General features: G+C 66.4%; 18 protein-coding genes. 17 read left to right on the forward strand and 1 reads right to left on the reverse strand.

Annotated features, from left to right (window positions below):
- Positions 1-5: 5 nt before the first annotated feature.
- The 10 genes from def (at position 6) to M3N53_10985 (ending at position 7,782) form a co-directional block, all read left to right on the forward strand.
- Positions 6-542, forward strand: a complete 537-nt coding sequence (def, locus tag M3N53_10940) for a peptide deformylase (GenBank protein MDP9068843.1) — start codon at positions 6-8, stop codon at positions 540-542.
- Positions 539-1,459, forward strand: coding sequence for a methionyl-tRNA formyltransferase (gene fmt / locus M3N53_10945; GenBank protein MDP9068844.1), 921 nt, complete (start codon positions 539-541; stop codon positions 1,457-1,459). Before def ends, fmt begins: the two co-directional genes overlap by 4 nt.
- Before the next feature lie 10 nt (positions 1,460-1,469).
- On the forward strand, positions 1,470-2,150 hold the full coding sequence (gene rpe, locus M3N53_10950; protein MDP9068845.1) for a ribulose-phosphate 3-epimerase: 681 nt from the start codon (positions 1,470-1,472) through the stop codon (positions 2,148-2,150).
- Between the two features lie 5 nt (positions 2,151-2,155).
- The gene (locus M3N53_10955; GenBank protein MDP9068846.1) at positions 2,156-3,115 is read left to right on the forward strand and encodes a response regulator; all 960 of its coding nucleotides are present in this window, start codon (positions 2,156-2,158) and stop codon (positions 3,113-3,115) included.
- A 57-nt stretch (positions 3,116-3,172) separates the two neighbouring features.
- Positions 3,173-4,240, forward strand: a complete 1,068-nt coding sequence (gene ribD / locus M3N53_10960; GenBank protein ID MDP9068847.1) for a bifunctional diaminohydroxyphosphoribosylaminopyrimidine deaminase/5-amino-6-(5-phosphoribosylamino)uracil reductase RibD — start codon at positions 3,173-3,175, stop codon at positions 4,238-4,240.
- A gap of 1 nt (position 4,241) precedes the next feature.
- Positions 4,242-4,835, forward strand: coding sequence for a riboflavin synthase (locus M3N53_10965; protein ID MDP9068848.1), 594 nt, complete (start codon positions 4,242-4,244; stop codon positions 4,833-4,835).
- Positions 4,832-6,079 carry a bifunctional 3,4-dihydroxy-2-butanone-4-phosphate synthase/GTP cyclohydrolase II gene (locus M3N53_10970; GenBank protein ID MDP9068849.1) on the forward strand — a complete coding sequence of 416 codons (1,248 nt, stop codon included), beginning with the start codon at positions 4,832-4,834 and terminating at the stop codon, positions 6,077-6,079. Before M3N53_10965 ends, M3N53_10970 begins: the two co-directional genes overlap by 4 nt.
- Positions 6,079-6,564, forward strand: coding sequence for a 6,7-dimethyl-8-ribityllumazine synthase (ribE, locus tag M3N53_10975; protein MDP9068850.1), 486 nt, complete (start codon positions 6,079-6,081; stop codon positions 6,562-6,564). The genes M3N53_10970 and ribE overlap by 1 nt, the downstream gene beginning before the upstream one ends.
- Positions 6,565-7,440, forward strand: coding sequence for an ATP phosphoribosyltransferase (gene hisG / locus M3N53_10980; protein MDP9068851.1), 876 nt, complete (start codon positions 6,565-6,567; stop codon positions 7,438-7,440).
- 141 nt (positions 7,441-7,581) lie between these two features.
- Positions 7,582-7,782, forward strand: coding sequence for a cold-shock protein (locus M3N53_10985; protein MDP9068852.1), 201 nt, complete (start codon positions 7,582-7,584; stop codon positions 7,780-7,782).
- Positions 7,783-7,831: 49 nt separating this feature from the next.
- On the opposite strand, the gene M3N53_10990 is transcribed toward M3N53_10985, so the two are convergent.
- Positions 7,832-8,326 (reverse strand): hypothetical protein, encoded by a 495-nt coding sequence (locus M3N53_10990; protein ID MDP9068853.1) that lies wholly within the window; start codon positions 8,324-8,326, stop codon positions 7,832-7,834.
- A 236-nt stretch (positions 8,327-8,562) separates the two neighbouring features.
- Here M3N53_10990 and infC point away from each other — a divergent pair, with 236 nt between their 5' ends.
- The 7 genes from infC to pheT all read left to right on the forward strand — a co-directional run bounded on the left by infC (position 8,563) and on the right by pheT (position 14,700).
- Positions 8,563-9,195: a translation initiation factor IF-3 gene (gene infC / locus M3N53_10995; protein MDP9068854.1), complete on the forward strand. Its 633-nt coding sequence runs from the start codon at positions 8,563-8,565 to the stop codon at positions 9,193-9,195.
- Between the two features lie 4 nt (positions 9,196-9,199).
- On the forward strand, positions 9,200-9,394 hold the full coding sequence (gene rpmI, locus M3N53_11000; GenBank protein MDP9068855.1) for a 50S ribosomal protein L35: 195 nt from the start codon (positions 9,200-9,202) through the stop codon (positions 9,392-9,394).
- A 15-nt stretch (positions 9,395-9,409) separates the two neighbouring features.
- Positions 9,410-9,775 carry a 50S ribosomal protein L20 gene (gene rplT, locus M3N53_11005; protein MDP9068856.1) on the forward strand — a complete coding sequence of 122 codons (366 nt, stop codon included), beginning with the start codon at positions 9,410-9,412 and terminating at the stop codon, positions 9,773-9,775.
- Positions 9,776-9,890: 115 nt separating this feature from the next.
- A complete protein-coding gene (locus tag M3N53_11010; GenBank protein MDP9068857.1) occupies positions 9,891-10,586 on the forward strand; it encodes an RNA methyltransferase in 696 nt (231 codons plus the stop codon).
- Positions 10,579-11,268 (forward strand): HAMP domain-containing histidine kinase, encoded by a 690-nt coding sequence (locus M3N53_11015; GenBank protein ID MDP9068858.1) that lies wholly within the window; start codon positions 10,579-10,581, stop codon positions 11,266-11,268. The genes M3N53_11010 and M3N53_11015 overlap by 8 nt, the downstream gene beginning before the upstream one ends.
- Positions 11,261-12,316: a phenylalanine--tRNA ligase subunit alpha gene (gene pheS / locus M3N53_11020; GenBank protein ID MDP9068859.1), complete on the forward strand. Its 1,056-nt coding sequence runs from the start codon at positions 11,261-11,263 to the stop codon at positions 12,314-12,316. Before M3N53_11015 ends, pheS begins: the two co-directional genes overlap by 8 nt.
- Complete coding sequence (gene pheT, locus M3N53_11025; protein MDP9068860.1) at positions 12,313-14,700, forward strand: phenylalanine--tRNA ligase subunit beta; 2,388 nt, start codon at positions 12,313-12,315, stop codon at positions 14,698-14,700. Before pheS ends, pheT begins: the two co-directional genes overlap by 4 nt.
- Positions 14,701-14,710: the final 10 nt, after the last annotated feature.

The raw sequence follows: 14,710 nt of genomic DNA on the forward strand, positions 1-14,710 counted from the left end.
GTTAGGTGGCGGTACTTCCCATCAGAACGTTCGGCGATCCGGTGTTGCGCCAGCGCGCACGCGACGCCGACGGCGTCACCGAGATGCACCGCCGCCTGGCGCGCGACATGCTGGAGACGATGCGGGAAGCCCCTGGCGTCGGGCTGGCCGGCCCTCAGGTGGGCGTGCTCGAACGCATCTTCGTCTGGGAGGTCGACGAACGCCACGGCGTCGTGATCAACCCGGTGATCACGTCTCGCTCCCGCGACACCGTCGAGGGGGAAGAGGGGTGTCTGTCACTGCCCGGGCTCTACTACCCGGTGGAGCGATCGACAGCGGTCGTGGTCCAGGGCCTGGACGAGCAGGGGGACCGGGTGCGACTGGAAGCCGATGATCTGTTGGCGCGCGTGTGCCAGCACGAGATCGACCATCTCGACGGGGTGCTGTTCATCGATCACCTGCCCGAGGAGTTGCGGCGAGAAGCGCTCGAGAGACTGAGGAACGAAGCGCTCGGGCTCCCGTCGGCACCGGCCGCGCGACCGCCCGTGCAGGACACTCTCTGAGGACCGTCTTCTTCGGCACGCCGGAGTGGGCGGTGCCGAGCCTCGAAGCCCTCCTGGATTCAGACTTCGAGGTCGCCGCCATCGTCACCAACCCCGACCGACCCGCCGGACGCGGGATGCAACTGAAGCCGTCTCCGGTGAAGCAACGTGCGGTGGCCGCGGGCATCGAGGTCCTCCAGCCGGAGAAGGCTCGCGATCAGGCGTTGCACGAGCGGCTGCGTGAACTCCGTCCCGACGTAGCCACGGTGGTCGCGTACGGCAGCATCCTTCCGGTGGCGCTGCTGGAGATCCCCCCACATGGCTTCGTGAACGTTCACTTCTCGCTGTTGCCGTTCTATCGCGGCGCCGCGCCTGTGCAGCGGGCGATCATGGAGGGCCGGCGCGAGACCGGCGTCTCGATAATGGTGCTGACGGAGGGCATGGACGAGGGTCCGGTGCTAGCGCGGCGCGAAACCACCATCGGGTCCGACGACACCGCCGGCACCGTCGGTGAACGGCTCTCTCACATCGGGGCGGAGCTACTTGCGGAGACGTTGCCGCGCTACGTGTCCGGCACGCTGACGGCAGAGGCTCAGGACGATGCGCGCGCTACGTACGCGCCAAAGATCACGCCCGACGAAGCACGGATCTCGTGGTCCGATCCCCGATCGAACATCCGCGATCAGGTCCGCGCCATGAATCCGGTCCCGGGAGCGTGGACGCTCCTCGAAGACGAGCGCCTGAAGGTGTGGCGCGTCGAGCCGGTGGAGGGCCACGACCTGGCGCCCGGTGAGCTGATCGTGGGGAACGTGCCCGTCGTCGGTACGGGAGAGGGAGCTCTGGAGATTCAAGACGTCCAACTGCGCGGCAAGCGCCGCATGACGGGCGCAGAGTTCGCTCGCGGCCTGCGGCTCGGTCCGAAGGTCTCTCTGGGATAGTGATGCAGCCATGACCCGCCTCAAGCTGTCGCCGTCGATACTGACCGCAGACTTCGCCCGGCTCGGCGACGAGGTGCGGTCGGTCGAGCCGTTCGTGGACTGGTTCCACCTCGACGTGATGGACGGCCACTACGTGCCGAACCTGACCTTCGGCCCGTCGACCGTCGAGGCGGTGCGGCGATCCTGCGGGCTGCCGCTGCACGTCCACCTCATGATCGAGGACCCGCTGCACTACGCGGCCTCGTTCATCGAAGCGGGAGCGGAACGGGTCTCGTTTCATCCCGAGGTGGTCGACGATGTCGCCGAGGTGATCGGGCACATAAAGGATCGGGGCGGCGGCGCCGGGCTGGCGGTCCATCCCGACGTCGATGTCGACGAGGTCGCCCCACACCTGGGCCATCTGGACGTCTTACTTATGATGACGGTCAGACCGGGCTTCGGCGGACAGAGCTTCCTACACGAGGTCGTGCCGAAGATCCGCCGGGCGCGGGAGCTGGTTGCGGTGGCAGGTGCGGATGCCGATATAGAGGTAGATGGAGGGGTCAACCTCTCCACGGTCGATGAGGCAGTCGAAGCGGGAGCGGAGATCGTCGTCGCGGGTAGCGCCGTATTCGACGGGACCGACCCCGTGGCGGCCGCCAGAAGGATGAGGGAACGTTTGGATCAGCTCGAGAAACGGGCGGAGTCGTGAGTGACATGGGCAACACGATCCTGATCGCCGACGACGACGAGGACATCGTCCGGTTCGTCGAGGTCAACCTGCGTCTGGAGGGCTTCGATGTGGTCACGGCCTACGACGGCGAGCAGGCGCTGCACAACGCTCATGACTTGGATCCCGACCTGATCCTCCTGGACGTGATGATGCCGAAGGTGGACGGGTTCGAGGTCTGTCAGCGGCTGCGGTCGGACGGGCGGACCAAGAACATCTCCATCATCATGCTTACCGCGAGGTCGTTGTCGGCAGACAAGGTCGTTGGTCTGACGGCGGGCGCCGACGACTACATGATCAAGCCTTTCGATCCGACCGAGCTCGTAGCGCGGGTCAAGTCGGCATTGCGCCGGTCCAAAGAGATGCGCTCGATCAACCCGCTGACGCAGCTTCCGGGCAACGTCCAGATCCAGGACGAGGTCACGCGCAAGGTGCAGAAGGGCGACCCGTTTGCCGTCATGTACATCGACATCGACGACTTCAAGGCCTTCAACGACTACTACGGCTTCCTGCGCGGGGATGAGGCGATCAAGACGCTGGCGCGCTGCGCCTGCGAGGTCGTCGAGCAACACGGTGGTCCGCGTCCCTTCATCGGACACATCGGCGGCGACGACTTCGTAGCGGTGGTGGCGGCAGAGCAAGCGGAGAAAGCCGCGACCGCGCTGATCGACTGTTGGGACCGAGAGGTGGCGTCTCTCTACGATCCTGCCGACGTGGACAACGGGTACATCGACGTGGTCGATCGCCGCAAGGAGCTACACCGCTACAAGCTGGCGACGCTGTCGATCGGTATCGCGACGAGTCTCCATAAGCAGATTACGAGCCACTGGGAAGCCGCCGAGATCGCTAGCGAGATGAAGCAGTTCGCGAAGCGGCAGCAAGGCTGTCGGTTCGCGATCGACCGCCGCAGTCGGGAGACCGAGCCGGCTCCTACGCCCAGCGACTAAACTTGACCCAGCGGTCAAGTTGATCGCTGGTGTGCCCGGCTGCGAGGAGATGTGGCTGTGAGCGACGAGGTCTTCATGCACAGGGCGCTGGAGCTCGCGCGCCGCCCCCCCTGCACGTCCCCGAACCCCCGCGTTGGAGCGGTGGTGGTGCGCGACGGCGTCGTCATCTCCGAGGCCAGCCACCTCGGGGCCGGAACGGCACACGCCGAGGCCGCTGCCCTCGCCGGGGTGAACGCCCGCGGGGTCACCGTCTACGTCAACCTCGAGCCGTGCAACCACCACGGACAGATGCCGCCATGCGCACCCGCGCTCGCAGACGCGGGCGTCACTCGCGTGGTCGCGGCGCTGGTGGACCCGGATGACAGGGTCAGGGGATCCGGGTTCGACTACCTCCGGCGCCGTGGCGTGGAGGTGACCGTCGGTGTGCTCGCCGAAGAGGCCGCGTGGCTGAACGCGCCGTTCCTTCACCACCGCACGACGGGCCGGGCCTTCGTGAGCTTGAAGCTCGCGCTCACCCTCGACGGAAGGATGGCTGCGGCCGACGGCTCGTCAAGATGGATCACGGGAGAGGCGACCAGGCAGGAGGTTCATCGCCGAAGGCTCGAGGCGGACGCGGTGCTCGTGGGAAGCGGGACCGTCCTCGCCGACGACCCTTCGCTGACGGTGCGAGCGATCGACGCGCCTCGGCAACCCCTCGTCCTGGTCGTGGACGCCAGCGGCCGGATCCCGCCGACGGCGCGGATCTTCCAGCGCGGTGGTGTGATCGTCGCGACCTCTCTGACCGCGCCTCACGAGCGACAGCTGGAATGGAAGGAGGCCGGCGCCGAAGTCGTCCCGCTTCCGGCGGGGGCAGACGGCGTCGATCTGGACGGTCTGATCGTCGAGGCAGGACGGCGCGGGATGACGGAGATCCTGTGCGAGGGTGGAGCAGGTCTCGCGACGCAGCTCCTGCGCCGCCGGTTGGTGGATCGACTGGAGCTGCACCACGGAGCGCTGATGACGGGAGCCGGCCCGACGATCGGGGACCTGGGAGTAACGACGATCGGGGAGGCCCCCCGCTTCGAGCTGATCGAGACGCGCAGGTCCGAGAACGACGTCATCGCCGTCTACCGGAAGACCCCCTGAGATGTTCACCGGCATCGTGGTCGAGCAGGGGAGCGTCAAGAGAACGAGAGCGCGCCGCGGCCTTCTCGAGCTGGAGGTCGAGGCGCCGGGGGTCGCGAAGGAGCTTGCCATCGGCGACTCCGTGTCGGTGAACGGCGTCTGTCTGACGGCCACCCGCGGCGGCCGCCGTCGCTTCCAGACCGAAGCGATGGAGGAGACGCTGGCGCGCAGCACCTTAGGCTCGCTGAGGCGCGGGAGCAGCGTGAACCTCGAGTTGGCAGCGCGGCTGAGCGACCGCCTCGGCGGCCATCTCGTGCAGGGGCACGTCGATGGCGTCGCGAAGGCGGTTCGGGTCGAGGAGCAAGAGGGCGCCCGCCGGGTTTGGTTCTCGGCGCCGGCTGAGCTGTTGCGTTACATGGTGCGGAAAGGGTCCGTCACGTTGGACGGCGTGTCGCTGACGGTGGTGGATGTGGGAGAGACGACGTTTCAGGTCGCGTTGATTCCCCACACCTTGGCCGCCACGACGCTGGGATCTATCGACAAGGGAGCCGAAGTCAACCTGGAGGTTGACGTCGTCGCGAAGTACGTGGAGCGGCTCGTAGGAGGAGAACGATGACACTGGCGAAGATCGAAGATGCGATCGCAGAGATCAGAGCGGGACGCATGGTGATCGTGGTCGACGACGAGGACCGCGAGAACGAGGGAGACATAGTCGTCGCTGCCGAGAAGCTGACAGACGATCAGGTGAGCTTCATGGTTCGCTACTGCTCCGGGATCATCTGCGTCCCGATGGAGAGCCGGCGCCTCGAAGAGCTCAATCTGCCGCTGATGATCTCGCAGAACTCCGAATCCATGGGCACGGCGTTCACCGTCAGCGTCGATGCCAGACGCGGCACGACGACCGGGATCTCGGCCGGGGACCGGGCCGCGACCGTCCGCGCTCTCGTGGACTCAGAGACGAAGCCGTGGGACCTGGCGCGTCCGGGCCACGTCTTCCCACTCCGGTACGTGGACGGGGGAGTGCTTCGCCGCGCGGGTCACACCGAGGCGTCGGTTGATCTCGCGCGTCTCGCGGGGCTCTACCCAGCGGGCGTTCTGTGTGAGGTCGTGAACGAGGACGGGACGATGGCGCGTATGCCGGACCTCCAGCGGTTCGCGGAGGAGCATGGTCTTTTGATCGTCTCGATCGCCGACCTCATCGCTTACCGGCGTCATCGGGAGAAGCTCGTTCATCGGCGGACCGAGGCGCGCATTCCCACCGCCTTCGGGAGCTTCAACGCGGTGGCGTACGAATCTCACGACGGCCGAACCCACGTCGCTCTCGTAAAGGGTGATCCGGCGGGCAAGCAGAACGTTCTCGTCCGCGTGCACTCCGAGTGCTTCACCGGGGATGTGCTCGGAAGCGTGCGGTGTGACTGCGGCATCCAGTTGAACGAGGCGATGCGCAAGATCGAGCTGGAGGGTGAGGGGGTCGTCGTCTACATCAGAGGCCACGAGGGCCGCGGGATAGGGCTGCGTCACAAGCTCGAGGCGTACGCCTTGCAGGACGAGGGCCTTGACACCGTGGAGGCGAACCTGGAGCTGGGATTCGGCGCCGACACGCGCGATTACGGCGTGGGAGCGCAGATACTGGTGGACCTCGGGATCTCGACGATGAGGCTCTTGACCAACAACCCGACGAAGCGGGCCGGACTCGAGGGCTACGGCCTCCGGATCGTCGATCGGGTTGCGATCCAGAGCGAGCCGAACCCGGAGAACCTGAGATACCTGCAGACGAAGCGCGACAAGCTCGGCCACATCCTCGACTCGCTGGTAGCCAGCGGCGAGGCTGCAGGCGAGTCCGAGACGGAGGAGGTCTGATGACGCAGCTCTACGAGGGCAGCTTCGACGGCCGGAACCTGCGCGTGGCGGTGATAGCGGCCCGGTTCAACGAAACGATCGTGAAGCAACTCGTGGAGGGGGCGCTTGATTGCCTCAAGCGTCACACCGTGAAGGACGCGGACATCTCTCTGGTGTGGGTGCCGGGAGCGTTCGAGATACCCGCAACCGCCAAACGTCTGGCCGCGTCCGGTGAGGTCGACGCGATCGTTTGTCTAGGCGCTGTGATCAGAGGCGAGACGGCGCACTTCGACTACGTCGCGAGCCACGCGAGCAACGGCATAGGCGCGATCGCGTTGGAGACGGGGCTCCCGATCGCCAACGGGATCCTCACTACGGAGAACGTTGCCCAGGCCACGGATCGCGCCGGCGGCAAGATGGGCAACAAGGGATTCGAGGCCGCGCTGGCGGCGCTCGAGATGGCGAACCTCTACGCGTCACTCCCCAAACCTGCTCCCGGCCTCTAGATGCTGAAGCTCGTCCTCCCGAAGGGGTCGCTCGAGCGGGCGACGATGGACCTGTTCGAGGCCGCGGACCTCAAGGTGTCGCGGGGCTCCGACCGGGAATACCGCGGGAGCATCGACGACCCGAGGATCGATTCGGTCGCGGTGTTGAGACCACAAGAGATACCGGTTTACGTCGAGGACGGCTTCTTCGACGTCGGTGTCACCGGCGAGGACTGGATCGCCGAGCGAGGCGCGAACGTCGTCAAGGTGACGGCTTTGGATTACTCGAAGCAGACGGACAGTCCGGTGAAGATCGTGTTGGCGGTGCCGAGAGACTCCGGCGTCACCGAGGCGCAGCAGATTAAGCCCGACTCGCGGATCTCGACCGAGTTCCCGAACCTCACCAAGTCTTACTTCGAAGGGCTCGGCATCCCGGTGCGCATCTTCCTGTCCTACGGCGCCACGGAGGCAAAGGTGCCCGACATCGTGGACGCGATCGTCGACCTCACGGAGACCGGCTCGACGCTGCGGCGTCACGGGATGGAGATCATCGATGTCCTGCTGGAGTCTCGGACTCACTTGATCGCGAACCCGGCAGCGTTCGAAGACCCCGAGAAGCGCCGCGCGATCGAGGAGCTCACGCTCCTGTTGCGAGGCGCGGTCGACGCGAGAGGACGTGTGCTGGTGAAGCTGAACGTCGCTGCCAACGATCTAGATCGCGTGGTGGAGCTACTGCCGGCTATGCGCGCTCCGACGGTCTCGGCGCTCGCGGAAGACGGGTTCTACGCCGTGGAAACCATCGTGCCGAAGTCGACCATCAACATCCTGATTCCCAAGCTCAAGGGCGCGGGGGCCGAGGACCTGGTGGAGCTTCCGATCACGAAGATCGTGCCGTGATGCGGGCCTAACGAAGGTGTTGGTTCCTCCGTGGCTGCGGCGGGGTCCTGTGCTACGGTTCCCTCCGTTGTTCGGGCGGGGGTGATCAAACGGGCAGGGAAAGCACTGCCGGCTCCCGTTTGTGAGAAAGGAAGTGGAGTAGTGGCTGAAGGTACCGTGAAGTGGTTCAGCAACGAGAAGGGCTACGGATTCATCTCGCAGTCCGATGGTGAAGATGTCTTCGTGCATTTCTCGGCGATCCAGTCAGAGGGCTACAAGTCCCTCCAAGAGGGTCAAGCGGTCGAGTTCGATGTAACGGATGGGCCGAAGGGCAAGCAGGCGTCGAACGTCCGCCCCGTCTAGAACTTCACAATCCAGCAGAGGCCCCGGGGAGACCCGGGGCTTCTTCGCGTCAGGGCGCCGGTGGCGACTGCATCGCCCTCTGCGCGTACGCGAGCTGCAGCTGCGCCAACGTCTGTCGCAGCGGCTGTTCGGCCTGAACGAGCCGCGGCCCGAGCCTCTCGACGATGGCCGCGAGCGCGTCGATCGCAGGTTGCGCGTCGGCGACCTGACCGAGGTCCAGCTTTGTGCCCGCGACGTTGGCGAGAGTCACCGCGGTGTTGATGACCCACTCGACCGACGGCCTCTGCGCGATCTCCTGAACGACGCGCTGCGCCTCCGCCTCCTGTTCCGGTGTCCAGATCTCCTCGTCGGCGGCAGCGGGGCCCCGTGCCGGCTCGGCGGTGCCCGCCGCGACAGGAGCTCCCGGCGCCTCCCGAGAGACGGCTTTTGGAGCGGGCTGGTCGGGTGGTTGGGGCTCGGGTGTCCCGATCGGGTCCGTCCGCGCCGAGATCCTCTTGTCGACCACCCGGAACTGGCTCGGCTCGCGCCTCTCCTCGTCGCCCATGGAACGGTCGTTATACTGCCTCGTACGTAGCATCGCCAAGAAGGGCCGCTCGCGAGAGGGCCCTCACCTCCCGGAGGCGACGGGTACCGCGGAGGTTCTGGAGGTCCCTGGAGGGGCCGCGCCTGCTCCGAGTGGCGCGTCTGAGCCGGTGGCGTCGAGGTCTTGGCGTCGCTGGCTTTTTTGTTGCATGTAACTGTCGTCGAACAAAGGAGAGGCGCATCGCCACAGAGCTGAGAGTGAACGATCGCATCAGGGTTCCACAGGTGCGAGTAGTGGCGTCCGATGGGACGCAGGTGGGGATCATCGACACGCAGAAGGCGCTCGATATGGCCGCCGAACAGGACCTCGACCTGGTCGAGGTAGCTGCTCAGGCGGATCCGCCGGTCTGCCGGATCATGGATTACGGCAAGTACAAGTACGAACAGGACCAGCGGCAGAAGGAAGCTCGCAAGAAGCAGTCGCTCATCATCGTCAAAGAGATGAAGATGCGGCCCAAGATCGACCGACACGACTACGAGACGAAGAAGGGTCACGTCGTGCGTTTCTTGCGGCAGGGCGCGAAGGTCAAGGTCACCATCATGTTCCGAGGAAGAGAGATGGCTCACCAGGAGCTCGGGCGCAAACTGCTGGACAAGCTCGCGGTGGACGTCGCCGACATCGCCAAGGTCGACACGCCTCCCAAGGTCGACGGGAGGAACATGACGATGGTCCTCGGTCCCTACAAAGAAGCGATCACTCCAAAGCCTGTGCACGTGCCGAAGCAGAAGGCGGGGAAGCCGGAAGACGGCGGTCCGGAGCAGTCGCAAGAGGCTGCGCCGAAGCCGGTGAAGAAGCTTCCGCCGAAGGTGACAAGAGCAGAGGGAGGCTGACCAAGTGCCGAAGATGAAGACCCACAAGGGAGCGCGCAGCAGGTTCAAGACGACGGGCACCGGCAAGATCCGGCGCCGTCAGGCGAACCTGAACCACTTCCTGGGGAAGAAGCCGTCGAAGCAGAAGCGCCGGCTCGAGAAGAGCACGGCCGTGGACAAGAGCGACGTCAAGCGCATCCGCCGGATGCTCGGCGAGTAGCCAAGGAGGCTTTCGATGCCACGGGTGAAGAGAGGCGTCGCAGGACGCAAGAAGCGCAAGGAAGTACTGAAGCAGGCGAAGGGTTACTACTCGGCGCGCGGCAAGCACTTCCGCGCCGCCAACGAGCAGCTGCTGCACTCTGGGACCTACGCGTACCGCGACCGGAGAGCGCGCAAGGGCGACTTCCGCCGGCTCTGGATCACGCGCATCAACGCCGGTGCTCGTTTGCACGGGCTGTCCTACAGCCGGTTGATCGCGGGACTCCGAGTGGCCGAGGTCGAGGTGGATCGCAAGATGCTGGCCGAGCTAGCGGTGAACGAGCCCGAGGCGTTCGCTGCCCTCGCACAGGTAGCGAAGCAGTCTCTCGACGGCGAGGCCTAGAACCACGGCTCGCGTCTCGAGCCTCCAGAACCCGCGGGTTCAAGCAGCTCGGCGGCTCCATCGGCGCGCGTGGCGGGATCGCTCGGGTCGGTTCCTTCTCGAAGGGCCGGTCGTCGTGCGGGAGGCTCTAGAGGCGGGGCTTCGGTTGGTGGACGCGTTCGTGGCCGCCGACGATGATGGTGCCGCCGCGCTCGCGCAAGACCTCGAGCAGGCGGGCGTCGACTGCCTCGACGTCGGCGACAACGTTCTGAGGGCGGTATCCGACACCTCCACCCCGCAGGGCGTCGTCGCGGTTGCGGAGATACCTTCGTTCAGCATCCGGGACCTTCCGCCTTCGTCCGAGCTGGTTCTCGTTCTCGCCGAGGTGCGGGACCCGGGGAACGCCGGGACGTTGGTGCGTTCGGCTGCGGCCGCCGGGGCGGGATGCGTCGTCTTCTCAGAGGGTTCGGTCGATCCCTTCGGTCCCAAGACGGTCCGTGCCGCGTCGGGCGCGATCTTCAAGATCGGGATCGCGCGATCCTCGCCGCTCGTGCCGACACTTCTGGCGCTCAAGGAGCGCGGGTTCGCAGCGGTAGGGGCCGAGGGAAGTTCGAACGCCGTCTTGTACGACCTGGATCTGCGTCGTCCGACCGCTGTGGTCCTGGGGAACGAGGCTCACGGTCTGCCCCAGGGCGTCGTCGAGGTTCTCGATGAGGTCGCGCGGATCCCCGTCGATGATGCGGTCGAGTCTCTGAACGTCGCCACTGCGGGATCGATCTTTCTCTTCGAGGCCGTCAGACAGCGCCGTTTATCCTCTGCACCCCATGGATGAGGCGCCCCGTTTCGCGGAGATGATCTCGAAGATCGCGCACGAGCTCCGCTCACCCCTCACCTCGGTTAAAGGCTTCTCTTCCACGCTCATCCGCAGGTGGGATCGCTTCAGTGACGAGCAGAAGTTCCAGTTCGTCGAGACGATCCACGCCGATGCCGAACGCATGGCGCGGATCGTGTCGGAGGTTCTGGATCTGGCGAGGCTCGAAACAGGGCGCTTGGAGCTCCATCAGCAGAACGTCGATCTCGCCGCGCTCGCCACCGCCGCGACCGGACATAATGCTGCGCTGCCGGGGTCGGAGCGGGTCGAGGTCCGTCTCGATGACGGTGTGAGCGCGTACGCTGACCCCGAACGGCTCGCGCATGTCCTCGGGAACCTCATCGAGAACGCCATCAAGTTCTCCGACGAGGGCGCGATCGTCGTCGATGCCCGGCCGGTGGGTCAGGGGATCGAGCTGTCGGTGACGGACCAAGGGGTCGGCATCGAGCCCGATCGGCTACAAACGGTGTTCTCGGGGCCTGGGCCGACGGGTCAGAAAGCGACGCCTTCTGGAACCGGGCTCGGGCTCTATCTGAGCAAGCGGCTGATGGAGGCTCACGGGGGCTCGATCAGCGTCGAGAGCTCGCCGGGCCGCGGCTCGACCTTCACGATCACGCTTCCCCAGGCGGCGCCAGGTGAGTGACCTCCAGGCGCGCCTGGAGCAGGCTCGCTCGGACGGCTTGGCACGGATAGCGGAGGCGCATGACCTCGCCTCGCTCGAAGAGGCGAAGATCCGCACTCTCGGCCGCAAGGCCCCGCTGTCGCAAGCGCGCTCGAGCCTCGGGAAAGTGGACGAGGACGAGCGCAGAACCACGGGTCGGTTGGCGAACGAGGTGCAGAAGGATCTCGAGGCGGCGCTGCAGGCGAAGCTAGACCTGTTCCAGGCCGCGGAGCGCGAACGCCGCTGGGAGCGCGAACGGATCGACGTGACGCTGCCGGGCTCCATGCCGCCGCTGGGCGGCGTGCACCCGCTGACCAAGACGATCTGGGAGATCGTCGACATCTTCGTTGGTCTTGGTTATGTCGTTGCGGAGGGCCCCGAGGTCGAGCTGTCGCTCTACAACTTCGACGCGCTGAACACGCCACCGGCCCACCCGGCCCGGTCGCCGCAAGACACCTTCTACGTCGAGGGAACGAACGAAGCCGTGTGTCTGCGGACGCAGACGTCGCCGATGCAGATGCGCATCATGGAGACGCAGCCGCCTCCGATCTACGTGCTCGTCCCCGGCAGGACCTATCGGCGCGAGGCCGAGGACGCGACGCATCTGAGTCAGTTCGCGCAGATAGAGGGGCTTGCCGTCGACGAAGGCGTAACGATGGCAGACCTCAAGGGCTCGCTCACCACGTTCGCCCGCGCGATCTTCGGAGGTGACCTCGACGTGCGCCTCCGTCCGCACTACTTCCCGTTCACGGAACCGTCCGCGGAGCTGGACGTGCAGTGTTTCGTGTGCCGCGGATCCGGCAGCTCGTGCCGCATGTGCAAGGGCGAGGGCTGGATCGAGGTGCTGGGCTGCGGGATGGTCGATCCCGCCTTGTTCCAGTGGGCGGGGCACGATCCGGAGCGGTATTCGGGCTTCGCCTTCGGGATGGGCGTGGAGCGGATAGCCGCGCTCGCGCATGGCGTGAGTGACATCAGGTACTTCTACGACAACGACCTCCGTTTCCTCTCGCAGTTCAGGGGGATCGCGTGAGGGTTCCGATGAAGTGGCTCGCGGAGTTCGTCGACGTCGACGTGCCCGTGGAGAAGCTGGCGGAGCTGCTGGACCTGTCGGGGACGAAGGTCGAGGCCATCCACAGACCGGGTGCCTCGATCGGCGGCGTCGTCGTCGCCCAGGTACTAGAGATAACCCAGCACCCGAACGCGGACACGTTGACGCTCGTCGACGTCCGAACGAACGAGGGCGAGCCGCAACGCGTCGTCTGTGGCGCGAAGAACTTCGCCGTCGGCGACCTCGTCCCGCTCGCGCAGGTCGGGGCGCGCCTGGCGGAGATGGAGATAACCGAACGCAAGATCCGGGGTCAGACGAGCAGGGGGATGCTGTGCTCCGCCGCCGAGCTAGGGGTCTCCGCCGACCACTCGGGGATCCTCGTCCTCCCGCGCGACGCCGCGCCGGGCGACGACGTGGTGGGCCTTCTGGGCCTCAACGACACGATCCTCGAGCTGGAGATCACCCCCAACCGGCCCGACTGCATGAGCGTCCTCGGCGTGGCGCGTGAGGTGTCGGCTCTGTTGCGCAACGACCTGAGGCGGCCGGAGGTGAAGCTCGGTACGGCCGCGGTCACCAACCCCGTGTCGGTGGACGTGCAGGATCCGGTCGGGTGCCCCCGTTACCTCGCCCGCTATATCGAGGACGTGAAGGTCGAGAGGTCTCCCGCGTGGGTGACCGCGCGGCTCCTGAGCGTCGGTGTGCGCGCGGTGTCGAACGTCGTCGACGTCACGAACCTGGTCCTGTTCGAGCTCGGCCAGCCTCTCCACGCGTTCGACGCCGCGAAGGTGAGCGACGCGCACATCGTGGTCAGGCGCGGTCGCCGCGGCGAGCGGATGACGACGCTGGACGGGCACGAGCGGAGGCTGCATCCCGACGATCTCCTGATCGCGGAGAAGAAGGCGGCTCTTGGTATCGCCGGGGTGATGGGTGGAGGCGACTCGGAGGTTTCCGACCAGACCACCAGCGTCATCCTCGAGTCCGCATACTTCCAACCCGAATCGATCTCCTTCACCGGCCGGCGGCATGGTCTGAGAACCGAGGCGTCCGCACGCTTCGAGCGCGGAACGGATCCCGAGATGGTGACATTCGCCGCCGACCGGGCCGCTTCGCTGATCGCCGAGTTGGCGGGCGGCCGAGTGGCGGGGGATCTCGTCGACCGCTACCCGTCGCCGATCCGGCGGGCGACGATCTCGCTCCGCCCGCGGCGGGTCGAGCAGATCCTGGGCTCGCGCGTTGCCGCCGATCAGCAGATGACCTACCTGCGGTCGCTAGAGCTGGTGGTGACGGAGTCGGACGGTCTCCTGCAGGTCGAGGTCCCCACCTTCCGGCCCGATCTAGTCCGGGAGATAGATCTGGTGGAAGAGGTCGGGCGGCTCGCCGGGTTCGATCACCTGCCCAACACGCTGCCTCCCGGGCGAACGGGGCGGCTCGATCGGTCTCAGGTGGCGGAACGGGCCCTTCGACGGCTGCTCGCGGCCCTTGGTTTCCACGAGGCGTGGACCAGCTCCTTCATGGCCGAGTCAGAGCTGACGCGGCTCGGCGTCTCTGCCGCTGACCCGGCCGCGCGCGCGGTGCGACTCGCGAATCCGACGTCGGAGGAGTCACGCTGCCTCCGCACGACACTGTTGCCGGGCCTCCTCCGCTCGGTCGCGCTGAACGAGCGACAGCGTGCGCCGGGCGTCGCTCTTTTCGAGCTGGCGCGGGTGTACGAGGCGTCGGGAGAGCGTTTGCCGCAGGAGGCGGTGGTGCTGGCGGGGGTGGTGTCGGGGGCGAGAAGGCTAGCGGCTTGGAGCGCGCCGGAGCAGGCGTGGGACTTCTTCCACGCGAAGGGAATCGTCGAGTCGGTGTTCGCTTCGTTCGGGCTGCCCGCACCCGCGTTCTCGCAGGTGCAGGGGCTGCCCTTCCACCCGACGAGAGCTGCGGCGGTGACCGTCGACGGCACAGCCGCGGGAGCGGTCGGGGAATTGCATCCAGAGGTGTTGACGGCGTGGGAGATCGAGCGTCCGGTGATCGCGTTCGAGCTGGCGCTAGCTCCGGTGCTCGCGGCTCTGCCGGAGCGAACGAAGGTGCAGGAGTTGGGTCGGTTCCCGAGCAACTTCTTCGACATCGCGGTGGTCGTGAACGCGGATCTCGTCTCCTCGGAGGTCGAGGCCATCATCCGCGAGGTCGGTGCTCCCGAGGTGGTCAACGTGCGGCTGTTCGACGTCTACGAAGGCGACCAGATCCCGGAAGGCAAGAAGAGCCTCGCTTTCGCTTTGGAACTGAGGTCCAAGGAGGCGACGGTGACGGACGCGGTCGCCGCGACGGTAAGGGACAGGATCGTCGCTGCCCTGGCCGCGCGTCTGGGGGCCGGGCTCCGCCGATGAGCGACAGAGC

It is taken from the genome of Actinomycetota bacterium, assembly GCA_030776625.1.
Taxonomy (GTDB): Bacteria; Actinomycetota; CADDZG01; order CADDZG01; family WHSQ01; genus MB1-2.